The sequence below is a fragment of the Duganella lactea genome (genome assembly GCF_009857505.1).
GTDB lineage: Bacteria > Pseudomonadota > Gammaproteobacteria > Burkholderiales > Burkholderiaceae_D > Rugamonas > Rugamonas lactea.
The window spans coordinates 48,522-66,418 of sequence record NZ_WWCP01000033.1 but is presented as its reverse complement, the minus strand read 5'-3'; the positions used below and the strand labels follow the sequence as shown (position 1 = coordinate 66,418).

General features: G+C 63.4%; 13 protein-coding genes. 7 read left to right on the top strand and 6 right to left on the bottom strand.

Annotated elements, in window-relative coordinates; all coding sequences use genetic code 11:
• Positions 1-81: 81 nt before the first annotated feature.
• Positions 82-1,143 (bottom strand): MBL fold metallo-hydrolase, encoded by a 1,062-nt coding sequence (locus GTP44_RS21420; RefSeq protein ID WP_161021006.1) that lies wholly within the window; start codon positions 1,141-1,143, stop codon positions 82-84.
• Between the two features lie 125 nt (positions 1,144-1,268).
• On the opposite strand from GTP44_RS21420, the gene ppa reads away from it, so the two are divergent.
• Positions 1,269-1,808 carry an inorganic diphosphatase gene (gene ppa, locus GTP44_RS21415; protein ID WP_160992708.1) on the top strand — a complete coding sequence of 180 codons (540 nt, stop codon included), beginning with the start codon at positions 1,269-1,271 and terminating at the stop codon, positions 1,806-1,808.
• 26 nt (positions 1,809-1,834) lie between these two features.
• On the opposite strand, the gene GTP44_RS21410 is transcribed toward ppa, so the two are convergent.
• Positions 1,835-2,500 carry a Crp/Fnr family transcriptional regulator gene (locus GTP44_RS21410; RefSeq protein WP_229256653.1) on the bottom strand — a complete coding sequence of 222 codons (666 nt, stop codon included), beginning with the start codon at positions 2,498-2,500 and terminating at the stop codon, positions 1,835-1,837.
• A gap of 304 nt (positions 2,501-2,804) precedes the next feature.
• Here GTP44_RS21410 and GTP44_RS21405 point away from each other — a divergent pair, with 304 nt between their 5' ends.
• Complete coding sequence (locus tag GTP44_RS21405; RefSeq protein WP_161020997.1) at positions 2,805-4,028, top strand: hypothetical protein; 1,224 nt, start codon at positions 2,805-2,807, stop codon at positions 4,026-4,028.
• Here the strand turns inward: GTP44_RS21405 and GTP44_RS21400 are convergent.
• The gene (locus GTP44_RS21400; protein ID WP_229257019.1) at positions 4,019-5,152 is read right to left on the bottom strand and encodes a GNAT family N-acetyltransferase; all 1,134 of its coding nucleotides are present in this window, start codon (positions 5,150-5,152) and stop codon (positions 4,019-4,021) included. The two genes, GTP44_RS21405 and GTP44_RS21400, sit on opposite strands and share 10 nt — an antisense overlap.
• A 132-nt stretch (positions 5,153-5,284) precedes the next feature.
• On the opposite strand from GTP44_RS21400, the gene GTP44_RS21395 reads away from it, so the two are divergent.
• The 4 genes from GTP44_RS21395 (at position 5,285) to GTP44_RS21380 (ending at position 12,852) form a co-directional block, all read left to right on the top strand.
• The gene (locus GTP44_RS21395) at positions 5,285-7,339 is read left to right on the top strand and encodes an NAD(+) synthase (RefSeq protein ID WP_161020995.1); all 2,055 of its coding nucleotides are present in this window, start codon (positions 5,285-5,287) and stop codon (positions 7,337-7,339) included.
• Positions 7,340-7,444: 105 nt separating this feature from the next.
• Positions 7,445-7,783: a P-II family nitrogen regulator gene (locus GTP44_RS21390; RefSeq protein ID WP_019922031.1), complete on the top strand. Its 339-nt coding sequence runs from the start codon at positions 7,445-7,447 to the stop codon at positions 7,781-7,783.
• A 365-nt stretch (positions 7,784-8,148) separates the two neighbouring features.
• Positions 8,149-9,678 (top strand): tryptophan halogenase family protein, encoded by a 1,530-nt coding sequence (locus tag GTP44_RS21385; protein WP_229257018.1) that lies wholly within the window; start codon positions 8,149-8,151, stop codon positions 9,676-9,678.
• 165 nt (positions 9,679-9,843) lie between these two features.
• Positions 9,844-12,852, top strand: coding sequence for a TonB-dependent receptor (locus GTP44_RS21380; RefSeq protein WP_371867288.1), 3,009 nt, complete (start codon positions 9,844-9,846; stop codon positions 12,850-12,852).
• A gap of 2 nt (positions 12,853-12,854) precedes the next feature.
• Here GTP44_RS21380 and GTP44_RS21375 read toward each other — a convergent pair whose 3' ends face one another.
• The 3 genes from GTP44_RS21375 to trxB all read right to left on the bottom strand — a co-directional run bounded on the left by GTP44_RS21375 (position 12,855) and on the right by trxB (position 15,256).
• Positions 12,855-13,490: a trimeric intracellular cation channel family protein gene (locus GTP44_RS21375; protein WP_160992713.1), complete on the bottom strand. Its 636-nt coding sequence runs from the start codon at positions 13,488-13,490 to the stop codon at positions 12,855-12,857.
• Positions 13,491-13,631: 141 nt separating this feature from the next.
• Entirely contained in the window at positions 13,632-14,297 is a 666-nt protein-coding gene (locus GTP44_RS21370; RefSeq protein WP_161020993.1) for a Smr/MutS family protein, read from the bottom strand.
• Between the two features lie 5 nt (positions 14,298-14,302).
• Entirely contained in the window at positions 14,303-15,256 is a 954-nt protein-coding gene (trxB, locus tag GTP44_RS21365) for a thioredoxin-disulfide reductase (RefSeq protein WP_161020992.1), read from the bottom strand.
• A gap of 216 nt (positions 15,257-15,472) precedes the next feature.
• Here trxB and GTP44_RS21360 point away from each other — a divergent pair, with 216 nt between their 5' ends.
• Positions 15,473-17,881 (top strand): DNA translocase FtsK, encoded by a 2,409-nt coding sequence (locus GTP44_RS21360; RefSeq protein ID WP_160992716.1) that lies wholly within the window; start codon positions 15,473-15,475, stop codon positions 17,879-17,881.
• The last annotated feature ends 16 nt before the right edge of the window (positions 17,882-17,897 follow it).

The window sequence follows — 17,897 nt, the reverse complement described above, 5'->3', positions numbered from 1 at the left end:
GTGTCAGGTCTGACATTCGCACACGGCCTCAACTGCGGAGCAGTTGAGGCCGTGTGCGAATGTCAGACCTGACACCGTTTTTTAGACAGAATCGGATTCGGCGGGCAAGCCTTCGAGTTTCCAGCGCAGCATGCCGCCGGCCAGGTTGGCCACTTTGCTGAAGCCGGCTTTGCTCAGCAGGACGCTGGCCTGCGCCGAACGCACGCCGGAACGGCAGACGGCGACGATCGGCCGCTCTTTGTCGAACGCGTCCATGCGCCCGGTCAGCTCGGACAGCGGCACCAGCGTGGCGCCGTGCAGGTGGCCCAGCTGGTCGATGAATTCCGGCGCCTCGCGCACATCGACGATCTGCACCTGCGCCTGCTGCTCCAGCAGCGCCATCGGTTCGATTTCCCACACGCCGCTGAAACGCAAGGTCAGCGGCGCCCACGTTGGCAGGTCGGTCGGCGCTTCGCCGTCCGGCTTGCCGCAGCGCAGGTTGGCCGGCACCGCGATCGCCATCAGCTTGGGATGCGGCAGGTGCAGATTGTTCATGTGGCCGGTGAAGTCGCCAACGTCGACGTCGCCGCCCAGTCGCGGGTTGTAGCGTTTTTCCTCGGCCACGCTGGTCACCGTGATGCCGCGGTAGTCGTGGCCCGGATAGAGCAGGCACGCGTCCGGCAAACTGAGGATCTGCTCGTGCACCGAGGCGAACAGCCGCTGCGGGCTGCCCTGCTGGAAGTCGGTGCGGCCGCAGCCGCGGATCAGCAGGCTGTCGCCGGTGAAGGCGAGGCTGTCGTCATCCAGCACATAGGTCAGGCAGCCGCTGGTGTGCCCCGGCGTCGCCCGTACCGTCAGGTGGCGCCCGCCGAAGGGAATCCGGTCGCCGTGCCGCAAGGCGTTGTCCACCTCGCTGGCGCCGGCGGCGGCCGAGACGGCGATGCGGCTGCCGGTCCGCTGGCGCAAGCGCCAGGCGCCGGTGACGTGGTCGGCGTGCACATGCGTGTCCAGCGTGGCGACCAGCCGCAATCCGAGTTCCTGCAGCAGCGCCAGATCGCGCGGCACTTGCTCGTACACCGCATCGATCAGCAGCGCCTCGCCGCCGTCGCCGAGCAGGTAGGTGTAGGTGGAGGAGGCGGCATCGAACAGTTGGCGGAAGATCATCATGCGTTATCCGAATAAGGAGAGCTTCCATCATAACAAATGTTCACGGGTGTTGCGCCGCACAAGCCGCCGCGACTTGGATATAATGTTGCGGTTAAACACAGCCCTGATACAGAGGAAAATCCATGAGCTTGAACAAAGTGTCTTCCGGTAAAGACGTGCCGAACGATTTCAACGTGATCATCGAAATCCCGATGAACGCCGATCCGATCAAATATGAGGTGGACAAGGAATCGGGCGCGATCTTCGTCGACCGCTTCATGGGCACCGCCATGCACTATCCGTGCAACTACGGCTACGTGCCGAACACGCTGTCGGCCGACGGCGACCCGGTCGATGTGCTGGTGATCACGCCGTTCCCGCTGATTCCTGGCGTGGTGGTGCGCTGCCGCCCGATCGGCGTGCTGAAAATGACCGACGAAGCCGGTGAAGACGCCAAGGTGCTGGCCGTGCCGGTCGACAAGGTCCTGTCGATCTACAGCCACTGGCAAAAGCCGGAAGACCTGAACGAACTGCGCCTGCGCCAGATCCAGCACTTCTTCGAGCACTACAAAGACCTGGAAAAAGGCAAATGGGTCAAGATCGAAGGCTGGCATGGCCCGGAGGCCGCCAAGGAAGAGATCCTGGCCGGCGTCGCCAATTACCAGAAAGACCTGAAAGCATAATCGAAGCCCCGCAAGGGGCTTTTTTTTTATGCCCGCTGACGGGCCTGCTCGACGGTCGCCGCCGCCTGCGCCGCGCTGGCTTCGGCTTCACGCCGCAGCCGCGACATGTATTGCGGCGTGATGCCCAGATAGGACGCCACGGCGCGCTGCGAAATGCGCGCTTCCAGTCCCGGATACTCTTCGCGGAAGGCCGCCAGCCGCTCCTGCGCCGAGGTTTCGCCGCTGTTGTAGGCGCGCTGCGCCAGCGTCTGCAGGCCGTGCATGGCCAGATGCAGGTGGTAGTGCTGCATCACCTCGTTTTGCGCGCGCAGTTCGCAGGCCAGCTTCCAGTCCAGCGTGAAGCCGTGGATCGGCGTCTCGGCGATCAGGAACTGCACCGCCGGCATGCCGCTTTCGCCATTGATCAGGTCGGTGAGGGTGGTGGCCGATTCGCCTTCGCGGTAGAAACGCAGCGTGACTTCGACGCCGTCACGGTTGAAGAAGCCGCTGCGGGCCACGCCGCTGGCCAGCCAGTACACATGGGTGGCCGGCACGCCGGCGCGTTGCAGGTATTCGCCCTTGCGTACATGGAAGGGTTTGGCGATGCTCGCCAGAATGTTGGTGACGTTGGTGTACGCCTCGTCGCTGACGTCGAGCCGCTTCATCGTGGCGGATTGGAATCGACTGCGTTGTTTGATGAAATCTGTATTCATGCTGTTTTGCCACGTCCTAGAAAACTTTCCAAGGGGGCCAAAGTATAGCCGCGACGGAAATTGCTGTGAAGAAAACTGGATTCATACTTAAGCCAGGATGATGTGTATTTCCCTATTCTACCGCATAAGGGTTTCCCTGATGTATCTCCACCCAGTTGACTGATGACTGATTTTTTTACAACGCTGCGCTGTCCAGATTTTTGTAGGGGCAAGTTGCTGTTGTCAGGCGAGGTCGTGGCCAACCGGACGCCGCCCATCGGCAGCTTGCCTTAAAATAATGCCCCCTAATCAGTACGAGGAGCTTATGTCTGATAAGAACGCAAGTTATGGCGGCGTAGCGCTGGCCGCCCTGTTGCTGTTGTCTGGCGGCGCGGCTGCGGCGGAGACGGCTGACACGGCGGCTTCGCCGTTGACCGTCGGTGGTGCGATCCGCTTCAATTACATCCACAAGAGCTGGCAGGACGCGTACCCGAACGGCTTCTTTGGCCTGGACACCGCGCGCCTGGATGTCAATTACGACGATGGCACGCTGATCGGCTCGGCGCAATACCGCTACAACCGCTTCCCGAAAGGGCAGGGCGACTACTGGCAGCACTTCCTGCATCACGGCTGGGTGGGCATGCGCTTCGCCGACAAGAGCACGCTGCATGTGGGGCTGGACCGGAATATGTTCGGCCTGCAGCCGTTCGCCTCCAACAACTACTACGAATCGATCGCCTTCTACACCGGCTTTGAGGACAAGTACGACCTCGGCCTCACCTACGCCAGCAAGCCCGGGCCGGTCGAGTGGCAGGTCGGCTTTTATCCGCGCGATGGCGGCTCGTATGGCGGCGGCGGCAATACCGCCAGCGCCGCCAATCGCTATTCGTACAACATCGTCCCCGATGATGACCAGCAGGGTTACGGCACCGGCCAGCGCGACCATGAACGCAATACGCTGATCGGCCGCGTCGCCGCGCACCTCGACAGCGAGGGACGGAACGAAGTTGGCTTCTCCGCATTGACGGGCGCCATCCGCAACGACACCCGCAGCGAGCGCCGGGATACCCGCCGCAACGCCGTGGCGGTGCACTACCGGGGCGGCGCCGGACCGTGGAATGTCGGGCTCGAAGCGCTGCGCTACCAGTACAAAACCAGCCACCGCGACGACCAGACCTATGGCGGGCTTGACGCGAACAGCTTCGTCATGCTGGGTGGTTTCGGCTACCCCTATCCGGTCGCCGCCAAGGGCGATATCTACATCGCCAATGTCAGCTACGACCTGCCGGGCAAGCTGGGCCCCTTCAGCGGATTCAAGCTGTACAACGACTACAGCGTGCTGCGCAAACGCGTCGCCGGCTATAAAAACTCGGTGCAGAACGTCAGCGGCATGAGTTTCTCATCCGGCAAATGGGTGTTCTACGTCGACTTCATGTGGGGCAAGCACCATCCGTATCTGTCGCCGGATGGCGGCGGCCTGGCGTCGACCTCCAGCCAGCATGACGGCCTCACGCGCCGGATCAATCTCCAGGCCGGGTATTATTTCTGAGTGTCCTTGAACGGCACATGCTCTGACAATTCGTCGATGTAGTCGTTCATGGCGGCGGTTTCCTGCTCCAGGAAATCGCCGATCGCGTCGGCGAAGCGGGCATCGGCGATCCAGTGGGCCGACCAGGTGGGCGTTGGCACCAGGCCGCGCGACATCTTGTGGACGCCTTGCGCGCCGCCTTCAAAACGGTCGATGCCGTGACGGATACAGTATTCGATCGATTGCACGTAACAGGTTTCAAAATGCAGGCCGGACACAAACTCGGTCGTGCCCCAGTAGCGGCCATACATCACATTGCCGCCGACCAGATTCAGCGCCGCCGCCACCGGCGTGCCGGCGCGGTGCGCCAGCACGATCATCAGGCTGTCCGGGGTGTCGGCCAGCAGGCGCTGGAAGAAGGCCAGCGACAGATACGGCGTGGAGTAGTGCGCTTCATAGGTCGACACATAGCAGCTGTAGAAAAAGCGCAGCGCCTCGTCGCTGATGGCGGCGCCGGCCAGGTGGGTGAAATCGATGCCAGTGTCCCGCACGCGGCGCCGGTCCTGGCGCAGCTTCTTGCGTTTCTCCATCTTCATGGTGGCGAGGAAGGCGTCGAGGTCGGCGTAGCCGTGATTCTCCCAGTGGAATTGCACCCCTTCGCGCAGCAGATAGCCTTCGGCCTGCAGCGCCTGCTTGTCCGCTTCCTCGGGGAACAGGATGTGCAGCGACGAGGTCTCCAGCTGACGCGCCACCTGCAACGCCGCGCGCGCCAGCAGGGCACGGTCCGCCGGCGTCAGCGCCAGCAAGCGGCTGCCGGTGACGGGCGTGAACGGGACGGCGGACAGCAGTTTCGGATAGTATGGGATGCCGTGGCGGTGGAAGGCGTCGGCCCAGCTGTGGTCGAACACATATTCGCCGCGGCTGTGGGTCTTGAGGTAGAGCGGCAGCGCGCCGCACAAGGTGTCGTCACGATGCATCAGCAGGAAACGCGGCGACCAGCCGGTCGCGGCGGACGCGCAGCCGGTGGCGTGCAGCGCTTCGAGGAAGGTGTGGCTCAGCGTGGGGTTGTCGCCGGCCAGCGCTTGCCATGCGGCCGGGTCCACCTCTGCGAGGGAGTCAACGATTGTGAATTCAGGCGCGGACAACTTTATTCCCCAACGTAGTGAAGCCAGCATTGTGGCAGGTTACGCCGATTCCCGCTGAGATCCGTCGCGGCGGGCTGCGGCCCGACTTGGGCCGTGCGATAATCCGCTTTTGCCAACGCGGAAGACCTGGACATGGCCCATCATTTCTTCAATCTGTACACCCACGATTTCGCCCGCGTCGCTATTGCCGCGCCGGTGTGCCGCATTGCCGATCCGGCCTACAACGCCGCCCAGACCATGGTGCTGGCTGAACAAGCGGCGGCGCAGGGCGCGGCGCTGGTGGCGTTTCCCGAACTGGGCCTGGCGGCCTACACCTGCGACGACCTGTTCCACCAGCGCGCCTTGCTGGACGGCGTGCTCGACGGCCTGGCCGCCATCCTCGACGCCTCGCTGCAATGGAAGATGGCCATCGTGGTCGGCGCGCCGCTGCGGGTCGAGCATCAGCTGTACAACTGCGCGGTGGTGATCGCCAACGGCCAGGTCCAGGGCGTGGTGCCGAAAAGCTACCTGCCCAACTATGGCGAGTTTTACGAGGCGCGCCAGTTCAGCAGCGCCGACTATGCCACCGCGACCGAAATCGACCTGCTCGGCGAGCGCGTGCAGTTTGGCGCCGGCCTGCTGTTCGAGGTGGGCGACCTGCCGCTGTTCAAATTCCACGTCGAGATTTGCGAGGACGTGTGGGTGCCGGTGCCGCCATCGTCGTTCGCGGCGCTGGCCGGGGCGACGGTGCTGGTCAATCTGTCGGCCTCGAACGCGCTGGTCGGCAAAGCCAACTACCGCAACCAGCTGGTGGGCCAGCAATCGGCGCGTTGCATTGCCGCCTACCTGTACACCTCGGCCGGCGGCGGCGAATCGAGCACCGACATGGCCTGGGACGGCCAGGGCGTGATCTACGAGAACGGCGAGATGCTGGCCGAAGCCAGCCGCTTCAGCGACGCGCCGACGCTGACCTTCGCCGACATCGACCTCGAACGCCTGTCGCGCGAGCGCATGCGCATGAACACCTTCGCGCAATCGGTGCAGCGCCACGCGGCGGAGGTGGGCAAGTTCCGCACCGTGTTCTTCCACCTGGAAATCGAACGCGATCAGCCGCTGGCGCTGAAACGCTGCGTCGAGCGCTTCCCGTATGTGCCGGCCGACGCGCGCCGCCGCGACGAGCGCTGCAACGAGGTCTATCACATCCAGGTGCAGGCGCTGGCGCAGCGCCTGACCACCAGCGGTCTGAAGAAAGTGGTGATCGGCGTCTCCGGCGGCCTCGACTCGACCCACGCGCTGCTGGTCTGCGCGCGCGTGATGGACAAGCTGAACCTGCCGCGCACCAATATCCTGGCCTACACCATGCCAGGCTTCGCCACCAGCGAGCGCACGCTGAAGCAGGCGCACGCCTTGATGAAGCTGGTCGGCTGCACGGCGCAGGAAATCGACATCCGCCCCAGCTGTCTGCAAATGCTGAAGGACCTGAACCATCCGTATGCGGCAGGGCAGGCGCAATACGACATCACGTTTGAAAACGTCCAGGCCGGCGAGCGCACCAACCATCTGTTCCGGCTGGCCAATCATCTGGGCGGCCTGGTCATCGGCACCGGCGACCTGAGCGAGCTGGCGCTGGGCTGGTGCACCTACGGCGTCGGCGATCACATGTCGCACTACAACGTCAACGCCAGCGTGCCGAAGACGCTGATCTCGCACCTGGTGCGCTGGGTGGCCGAGTCCGGCGTGATCGGCCGCAACGACGCGCAGGTGCTGCTGGACATCCTCGCCACCGAGATCAGCCCCGAGCTGGTGCCGGGCACGGCCGATGGGCAGCCGGAGCAGCGCACCGAAAGCACGATCGGCCCTTACGAGCTGCAGGACTTCAATTTGTACTACGTGCTGCGCTTCGGCTTCAATCCATCCAAGGTGGCGTTCCTGTCGCACACGGCGTGGCGCGACAAGGAGCTGGGCCGCTGGCCGGACGGCGATCATGTCACGCGCAATCAGTACGACCTGGCGGCGATCAAGAAGAATCTGGGCATCTTCCTCGACCGCTTCTTCCGCACCAGTCAGTTCAAGCGCAGCTGCGTGCCGAATGCACCGAAGGTGGGCAGCGGCGGCTCGCTGTCGCCGCGCGGCGACTGGCGTGCACCAAGCGATGCCCAAAGCGTTGTATGGATGGAGGAACTGCGCGCCATTCCGGTGCAAGAGTAAAGAATACGCTGATGTGCATGGACAGCGCGCTTTGGTCGATTACAATAGAAGCAAAGCATGCAGTTAGCTGCGCCCGGATTTTCGATTTGGATAGAAGGAGAAGTCATGAAACAGATTACCGCAGTGATCAAGCCGTTCAAGCTGGACGAGGTGCGTGAAGCACTGGCAGAGGTCAACGTCACCGGTCTGACCGTCACCGAGGTGAAAGGTTTTGGCCGCCAGAAGGGCCATACCGAACTGTATCGCGGCGCCGAATACGTGGTCGACTTCCTGCCGAAAGTCAAAGTGGAAGTGGTGGTCGACGACGGCGTGGCCGAGCAAGTGGTGGACGCCATCATCAAGGCCGCGCGCACCGGCAAGATCGGCGACGGCAAAATCTTCGTGCAGAACGTCGAGCAGGTGATCCGCATCCGTACCGGCGAAACCGGCCCCGACGCGGTGTAAAACCAGTTTCATGGGATGCAAAATGCCGGCGTTGCCGGCATTTTTTTTGGAGTGCCTAAAAGCAACCTTGAATCCCGTGTTTTGCGGGTGCGGTTAAACAGCGACATTTATAAAAGAAAAATTTGTTCGTTGCTCGCATTAATGTTAATTTGCACTGCCGAGCACCAAGTGCCGGATAAAAAAATAAAAGACGGGAGACACCAATGACAACGCGACACACAGCGGCCATCGCTATGGCCGTGACCCCATTTGCCCGGAAATCCCGGGCATATGCGCAAAACGCTCTTCATTCGTCCTGGTTTGAAAACGTTGTCATGACCAGTCCCTACTGAGCCGACACGCTAAAAACCATGACAGGGGACGACATGAGCAGCAATGACATGCGTGGCGCGGCGATCCGCAGGATCGTCATCGTCGGCGGCGGCACGGCCGGCTGGATGACCGCCGCGCCGCTGGCCCAGCGTCTGGCGCGCCACCCGACCCAGCCCTGCGACATCACCCTGGTGGAATCGCCGGAGATCGGCACCATCGGCGTCGGCGAGGCGACCTTGCCGACCATCCGCGTCTATAACGATGCGCTGGGTCTGGATGGCGCCGACTTTGTCCGCAAGACCCAGGCCAGCTTCAAGCTGGGCATTGAATTCAAGGACTGGGGCCACGTCGGCAACCGCTTCTTCCACGCCTTCGGCGATTTCGGCCCGCCGCTGGCCGGTTTCGACGCGCACCAGCACTGGCTGCGCCTGGCGCGGGCCTTCAACAACATGCCAGAGCTGGAGCACTGGTCGGCGCCCTCGGTCATGGCCCGCCATGGCAAGTTCATCCCGCCGAGTGCGGCAACGCCGGGCGTCACCGACGCCTATTCCTACGGTTTCCATTTCGACGCCAGCCTGTACGCGCAGTATCTGCGCGACTACGCCGTGGCGCGCGGCGCGCGCCGCGTCGAAGGCATGATCGTCGAGGTCGAGCAGCATCCGCAGAGCGGCTTCGTCACCGCCGTCAAGCTGGCCGACGGCCGCCGCGTCGAAGGCGATTTGTTCATCGATTGCTCGGGCTTCCGCGGGCTGCTGATCGAAGGCACGCTGAAGGCGGGCTACGAGGACTGGAGCGCTTACCTGCCGTGCAACAGCGCGCAGGCCGTGCCCTGCGCCTCGGTCGCGCAGCTGACGCCCTATACCCGCTCCACCGCCAAGCAAGCCGGCTGGCTCTGGCGTATCCCGCTGCAGCACCGCACCGGCAACGGCCACGTGTACAGCGACGGCTTCACCAGCGACGAGCAGGCGCGCCGCGTGCTGCTGGATGGCCTCGACGGCGCCGCGCTGGACGAACCACGCCAGTTGCGCTTCGTCACCGGGCGGCGGCGCCAGAGCTGGGTCAAGAACGTGGTGGCGATCGGCCTGGCGGCCGGTTTCGTCGAACCGCTGGAATCGACCAGCATCAACCTGATCGAAACGGCGGTCGGCAAGCTGCTCGAACTGTTCCCGGAGCGCGATTGCAACCCGGCGCTGGCTGACGAATTCAACCGTGTCATGGGCCTGCGCTACGCCTCGGTGCGCGATTTCATCATCCTGCACTACAAGCTGACCAAACGCGACGATTCGGAATTCTGGCGCTACTGCGCCCACATGGCGATTCCGGACACGCTGCGCCACCAGATCGAGTTATTCCGCGAAACCGGTCGTGTGGCGATTGTTGATCGCGGCGGCTTTGCCGAGCCCTCGTTTGTGGCGATGATGATGGGTCTGGGCGCGGTGCCGAAGCGCCACGACCCGCTGGTGGAGCGCGTCGACCTGCGCGCGGTGCACGGCCACTTCGCCGAACTGCGCGACCTGATCGCGCGGACGGTGGCGCGGATGCCGGATCACGGCGCTTACGTCGCAACCCAGGCGGGCGCCTGACAGGTGTTATCTGATAACAAAAACGATGGAGGCATGAACTTTCCAAGAGCATTTATAAATCTATAGCGGGACGCAACACTGGAGCGTTAGTGAAACACAAAAACCACCTAGACGAGGGGGAGATTCAAATTGAGTAAATTACAGAAAACGGCGATAGCCGCCGCAGTGGCACAGATCGTTGTGCTGCACACCAGCCCGGCATGGGCGCAAACCACCGATACCAGCACCGCCGGCCCGGTGGTGGTGGTGAGCGGCCAGCGCGCCGCGCTGCAGTCGGCGCAGAAACTCAAGCAGGATTCGGACGAGGTCGTCGATTCGATCGTCGCCGAGGACATCGGCAAGCTGCCCGACCGCTCCGTCACCGAGGTGCTGCAGCGGATCGCCGGCGTCACCATCGACCGCAACATGGCGGGTGACCCGAACCGCCAATCGGTCGAAGGCTCCGGCGTCTCGGTGCGCGGCCTGACCTATGTACGTTCGGAAATCAACGGCCGCGACGCGTTCTCGGCCGGCGGCGGCCGTTCGCTCGGCTTCGCCGACGTGGCGCCGGAACTGATGTCCGGCGTCGATGTCTACAAGAATCCGTCGGCGGAACAGATCGAAGGCGCGGTCGCCGGCCTGGTCAATCTGCGCACCGCCATGCCGTTCGATTACAAGGGCTTCAAGGGCACGGTGGGCGTGTCGGAATCCTATTCCACGCTGCGCAAGGGTAAGCCGTCGCCGACCGGCACCATCCTGCTGTCGAACCGCTGGAACACCGACTTCGGCGAGTTCGGCGCGCTGGTCGACTTCGCCCACGCGAAGAGCCCGAGCCGCTCGGACGGCGTCAGCGTCGATCCGTATTTCCCGCATGTGAATTCCACCAACCCGGCCCAGTACGACCCGGCCAAGACGCAATGGATTCCGCTGGGCGTCGGTTATCGCTCGCAAGAATTCGACCGCACCCGCCGCGGCGACTACGCCGCCCTGCAGTGGCGCCCGAACAAGGACCTGACCGCCGCGCTGACCTACTTCAAGACCAAGTACAAGGAAGACCTGGACGAGCACGTGGTGGCCTCGTCCGAGGACAAGTGGTATCAGCAGGTCGCCAGCGCCAACTCGGTGTTCGACAGCAAGGGCGCGTTCCAGAGCGGCACCATCTCGAACCCGACCTATGGCGGTTCGCCGTTCAACAGCTCGCAGCGGATCAACACGCGCGAATCGGGCACCCGCGACATCTCGCTGAACGTTCAGTGGCGCGTCTCGCCGGACTGGACCTGGACCAATGACTTCCAGCATGTGCGCTCGACCACCGAGGGCTTCGACGCCGACGTCTCGACCGGCTTCATCCTGCCGAACCAGACCATGGACATGACCGGCAAAGTGCCGCAGATTGGCCTGGGCTCGGCGGCCTACATGGCCGATCCGAAAAACTACTACTGGGCCTATACCCAGGAAGCGCTGGACCGCGCCAAGGCCACCCAGAAAGCCTGGAAATCCGACGTCAAGTATTCGTTCGACGATCCGGTGCTGCGCGACATCCGCTTCGGCGTCCGCATGGCCGACCGCGAAGGCGTCAACCACAAGGCGCAGAAGTTCTACAACTGGCAGGCGATCACCTTCCCGTGGATGGAAGGCTGGCAGATCAACGGCGTCGCCCGCCTGAGCGACCCGCGCTTCGCCGGCGGCGCGTCGCTGCAGCAGATCGACAACTTCTTCGGTGGCAAGTACAGCCTGCCGCCGATGCTGTTCGCCGACGAGGCCACCGTGCGCGGCTTCCCCGACCAATGGAGCAAGATCCACGCTTACCACGACGTCCTGTGCGCCGAAAAAGGCTCGACCTGCGATCCGTGGAAGGCCGCCACCTTCAACGACCCGGCCGCCAACAACACGCAGACCGAGAAGACCCGCTCCGCCTACACGCAGCTGCGCTTCGGCTGGGATGACCTGAAGTACCCGATCGACGGCAACATCGGTGTGCGCTACGTGCGCACCAAAGGCGCCGGCAGCGGTTACGTCGCGTTCGTGCCGCCGTCCTTGCCGACCGTCGGCTCCGGCGTCGTCGCCACGGGCCAGGACAAGCTGATCAACATCGGCCAGTTCGCGCAATCGCAGTCGTTTGAGAATTCCTACAACAACTGGTTGCCGAGCCTGAACCTGCGCCTGAAGGCCAGCCAGGAACTGCAGTTCCGCTTCGCCGTGGCCAAGGCCATGTCGCGGCCGGACTTCAATCAGCTGCAGGTGCAGACCACGCTCAACGCGCAGCACATGCAGACCGTCACCCGCGACGCGGCCGGCAACACCACCGCCGTGCGCTTCGACGGCACCAGCCTGACCGGCACCAGCGACGGCAATCCTTTGCTCAAGCCGACCACGTCGACCAACGTCGACCTGACCGCCGAGTGGTACTTCGCCAAGGCTGGTTCGCTGACATTCTCGCTGTTCAACAAGGACCTCAAGGACATCATCGTCACCAAGAACTATGGCTACACGGCGCAGGACGTGACCGGCAAGCCGCAGACCTTCGTGGTGACCGGCCCGGTCAACGGCGCCAAGGGTTTCGCCCGCGGTTTCGAGATCGCCCACCAGCAGTACTACGATTTCGTGCCGGACTGGCTGCGCGGCATCGGCACCCAGGCCAGCTGGACTTACGTGGAAAGCGAACGCACGCTGAAGGACCCGGTGTTCAACGCCTGGTGCTCGGGTAACGATGCGTCGTCGAACTTCAACCTGAACATCAACGGCTGCGACACCGACGCCCGCGCGTTCGGCAAGACGCCGTTGCAGGGCCTGTCGCGTCACACGATCAATCTGGCGGTGATGTATGAACAGAACGGCCTGTCGATGCGTCTGGCGTACAACTGGCGCTCGCGTTACCTGCTGGGTGTGAATCAATGGGGCAGCCGCGGAAACAACGGTCTGAACACCAATCCTGCCTCCGGCGCGGACCGCTTCCTGATTCCGACGACGAACAACGACCAGGCCTATGGTCTGCCGCTGTACCAGGCGCCGTATGGCCAGGTGGACGCGTCGATCTTCTATGACTTCACGGACAAGTTCCGTGTCGGCCTGGAGGGGACCAACCTGACCAACTCGTACACGCGTCAGATCATGGAACAGCACTCGGGTAACTTCACCCGTCAGGTGTTCATGAGCGGACCGCGCTACACGCTGTTGGCGCAGTACTCGTTCTGAGCTTAATCGTGACTGCGGATGTGCAGGTCGAACTTCCAGGTCACGAGTCGTAAGATCGCGATGAACGCGGCGCTGATCCACAGCGCCGCGTCATCGGAAATGGTATCGATGTATTGCAGGCCGATGAACAGCCAGGTGCCGAAGAAGGCGCAGATGGCGTAAGGTTTGCCGTCGCGCAGCACCATCGGCACTTCGTTGCAGACGATGTCGCGCAGCACGCCGCCGAAGATGCCGGTGATCACCCCCATCATCGAGGCGATGAAGATCGGCATGTGCGCCGCCTGTGCCTGCGCCACGCCGGCCACGGCGAACAGCCCGAGGCCGATGGCGTCGGCCACCACAATCACCCGTTCGGAAATAATCTGTCGCACCGTTTTCATCAGCGGCGTGGCGACCAGCGTCAGCACGAAGATCAGGATCACGTATTCCTGGTGCATGACCCAGAACAGCGGCCGCTTGTCGAGCAGGATGTCGCGCAAGGTGCCGCCGCCGAACGCGGCGATGAAGGCGACCGTGAACACGCCGACGATGTCCATGCGCTTGCGCCGCGCCTCGACGAACCCCGATAACGCCCCGACCAGGATTGCCATGATTTCGATGATGGTAATCAGGGAGACGTGAACCGGGACGTGCTTCATCTACGCGTATGGACAGGGTGGCAATGTGCGTAGGTTAACATGGCCGTCCGGTATCCGGTAGAGTTGTTGCATCATATTAAGGTTGCGCCTGTGTTAAACAACAACGACAACAACGACAACCACGCGCCGACCGGCCTGGGATTAGTAGCGCTGCGGTTGCAGGGCGGCGCGCAGCAGCACGATTAACGCGCCTTCGCCGCCTTCATGGTTGCGCGCCTGGCAGAAGGCGACCACGCCTTTTTGCACCAGCCAGCTGTGCACCATCGATTTCAGCACCGGCTCCTGGCCGCGCGAGCCGAAGCCGCGGCCGTGGATCACGCACACGCAGCGGTGATTGCGCTGCTGCGCCTTGGTCAGGAAGGCGCCCAGCGCATCGCGCGCCTGGTCGCGGTTCATGCCGTGCAGGTCCAGTTCGTCCTGTACCGGCCAGTGGCCCTTGCGCATCTTTTTCATCACATCCGGCCCTACGCCCGGCGCCGAGTAATTCAGCGCCGGATCGTCTTCCAGATAATGGTCGACTTCAAACAGGTCCGACAGCGACTCGCGCAGCACCGCCGCGTCATCCTCGGCCTGGGTCAGCTTGCGGGCCGGCGCGGCGGCCGGGGCCACCGACTTCGGCACCGCCGGCGGCACGTAGCGGTTCTGCTCCGGCAGGCGCTTGACGCTGCCCAGCGCACTCTGGAACAGATTGGCTTCCACCGCCTGCTTTTTGACCTGTTTGGCGCGCTCCGCCTCGGCGGCGGCGCGTGCCTCAGCCTGCTCCCTGAGCTGCTTGCTCAACGATTTCAGGTCGGCGAAGTCTTTCATCGCCTTTACTCCTGCGCTTCCAGGTAGCGCTGGGCGTCCAGCGCGGCCATGCAGCCGGTGCCGGCGCTGGTGATGGCCTGGCGATAGATGTGGTCCTGCACGTCGCCGGCGGCAAACACGCCCGGCACGCTGGTGGCGGTGGCCATGCCCTCGGTGCCGGTTTTGGTCTTGATGTAGCCGTTGTGCATGTCCAGCTGGCCTTCGAAGATGCTGGTGTTCGGCTTGTGGCCGATCGCCACGAACAGGCCATGCACGGCCACGTCGGTGACGGCGCCGGTTTCGGTCGACTGCAGCTTGACGCCGGTCACGCCGCCGTCGTCGCCCACCACTTCGTGCAGCGTGTGATTGTATTTGATCTCGATCTTGCCTTCGGCAATCTTGGCGTTCAGACGGTCGATCAGGATCGCTTCGGCGCGGAACTTGTCGCGGCGGTGGATCAGCGTCACTTTGGTGGCGATGTTGGACAGGTACAGCGCTTCCTCGACGGCGGTGTTGCCGCCGCCGACCACGGCCACCTGCTGGCCGCGATAGAAGAAGCCGTCGCAGGTGGCGCAAGCCGACACGCCCTTGCCCATGAACGCTTGTTCCGAAGGCAGGCCCAGGTACTGCGCCGAGGCGCCGGTGGCGATGATCAGCGTGTCGCAGGTGTATTCGTGGCTGTCGCCGATCAGGCGGATCGGTTTTTCCTGCAACTTGACGGTATGGATGTGGTCAAACACGATGTCGGTGTTGAAGCGTTCGGCGTGTTGCAGGAAGCGCTGCATCAGGTCCGGACCTTGCACGCCCATCGGGTCGGCCGGCCAGTTTTCCACGTCGGTGGTGGTCATCAGCTGGCCGCCTTGCTCGACGCCGGTCACCAGCATCGGCTTGAGGTTGGCGCGGGCGGCGTAGATGGCGGCGCTGTAGCCGGCTGGGCCGGAGCCGAGAATCAATACGCGGGCGTGTTTGGCAGTGGTCATGGTGGGCTTCTTCAAATAATGTTGGATTAATCCGAATGTGGGGGCGCGGGCAAGGGCGGCAAGGGGATGCCGCTATTGCAATTGCGCAAGCAATACAAGATTATAGAGCAAGCAGGGAATCCGGACGAATCGTGGGGGCGGTTGTTGCCCTTATGCCTTAGAATACCGGCATGGGAATATTTCCTGACCGCCAACATTGCACCGCCAAGATTATTTATGAGTAGTAAAAAAGTACAGGAACGTACGCCGCGAGCCGCCGCCAGCAGCGCCGCTTCGTCCGGCTACACCCGCACGCCGACCGAGCGTCAGCCCCTGCCGAACCGGCTGGTGCGGCTGCTGTCCGAGGCGCGCTGGCTGGCGCTGGCCGTCTTGGGCCTGTATTTCGTGCTGATCCTGGCCAGTTATCACAAAATGGACCCCGGCTGGTCGCATGGCACGCTGGTGCCGGCGGTGCACAACCTCGGCGGCCGCGCGGGCGCCTGGCTGTCCGACCTGCTGTTGTATATTTTCGGCGTCTCCGCCTGGTGGTGGGCGTTCTGTCTGCTGCGCGTGGTGTGGAAGGGGTATCGCGGCCTCACGCACAAATACGTGCTGGCCAGGGAGCCGGAGCCGGAACACGCGCAGGAGCCGCTGATTCGCGGTATCGGTTTCGTGCTGTTGTTCATCGGCAGCGTCGGCCTGGAATTCCTGCGCCTGCGCACGCTGACCAGCCATGCCGAGCTGCCGCGCACGTCCGGTGGCGTGTTGGGCGAGCTGATCGGCCATTCGGCCCATGTGGCGTTCGGCTTCACCGGCGCCACCTTGCTGTTGCTGCTGCTGTTCGGCCTGGGCTTCAGCCTGTTCTTCCAGGTGTCGTGGATGGCGGTGGCCGAGCGCATCGGCGGCGCCGTCGATGGCATGATCGACTGGTTCATCCAGCGCTACCAGTACCGCGAAGACCGTCGCCAGGGCGAGGTGGCGGCCGTCAAGCGCGAGGAAGTGGTGGTGCACGAGCGCGCCAAGCATGTCGAGAAACACCCGGTGGCGGCGCCGACCATCAAGGTCGAGCCGCAGATCACCACGGTGGTCAAGTCCGAGCGCGTCGAGAAGGAACGCCAGGCCAGCCTGTTCACCGATCTGCCGCGCGCGGCGGGCGACGAGGCGCTGCCGGCGCTGTCGCTGCTGGACGATGCGCCCGAAGTGCAGGAAACGCTGTCGATCGAGACGCTGGAATTCACCAGCCGCCTGATCGAGAAGAAGCTGTCGGACTTTGGCGTCGAGGCCAAGGTGGTGGCGGCTTATCCTGGTCCAGTGGTCACGCGTTATGAAATCGAGCCGGCCACCGGCGTCAAGGGCAGCCAGATCGTCAATCTGGCGCGCGACCTGGCGCGCTCACTGTCGCTGACTTCGATCCGCGTGGTGGAGACCATTCCGGGCAAGAATTTCATGGCGCTGGAACTGCCGAATCCGAAGCGCCAGATCGTGCGCCTGACCGAGATTCTCGGCTCCAAGGTCTACAACGACAGCGCCTCGCCGCTGACGGTGGCGCTGGGCAAGGACATCGCCGGCAAGCCGGTGGTGGCCGACCTGGCCAAGATGCCGCACTTGCTGGTGGCCGGTACCACCGGTTCCGGCAAGTCGGTGGGGATCAACGCCACCATCCTGTCGCTGCTGTACAAGGCCGATCCGCGCGATGTGCGCATGATCCTGATCGATCCGAAGATGCTGGAGATGTCGGTGTACGAGGGCATTCCGCACCTGCTGGCGCCGGTGGTGACCGACATGCGCCAGGCTGGCCACGCGCTGAACTGGGCGGTCAACGAGATGGAGCGCCGCTACAAGCTGATGTCCAAGCTGGGCGTGCGTAACCTGGCCGGCTACAACACCAAGATCGCCGAGGCCAAGAAGCGGGAAGAGCACATTCCGAATCCGTTCAGCCTGACGCCGGACTCGCCGGAACCGCTGGAGAAACTGCCGACCATCGTCATCATCATCGACGAGCTGGCCGACTTGATGATGGTGGTCGGCAAGAAGGTCGAGGAGCTGATCGCCCGTATCGCGCAGAAAGCCCGCGCCGCCGGCCTGCACTTGATTCTGGCGACCCAGCGCCCATCTGTGGATGTGATTACCGGTCTGATCAAGGCGAACATTCCGACCCGGATCGCGTTCCAGGTATCGTCCAAGATCGACTCGCGGACCATTCTGGACCAGATGGGTGCGGAGGCGCTGCTGGGCATGGGCGATATGTTGTACATGCCGCCGGGCACTGGCCTGCCGGTGCGTGTGCACGGCGCGTTTGTGTCGGACGACGAGGTGCACCGTGTGGTCAAACACCTGAAGACCACCGGCGAGCCGGACTATATCGAGGGCATCCTTGAAGGCGGCACGCTGGAAGGCGAGGGCGGCGGCGCCGATGGCGCGCCGGCGGGCGAGGGCGGCGGCGAGGCCGATCCGATGTACGATCAGGCGGTGCAGGTGGTGCTGAAGAATCGCCGCGCGTCGATCTCGCTGGTGCAGCGTCATTTGCGCATCGGCTACAACCGCGCGGCGCGCCTGCTGGAACAAATGGAAAACAGTGGCGTGGTCTCCGCCATGCAATCGAACGGCAACCGCGACATTCTCGTGCCGGCTGCCAGTGCAGAATAAAGGAAAACATATGATG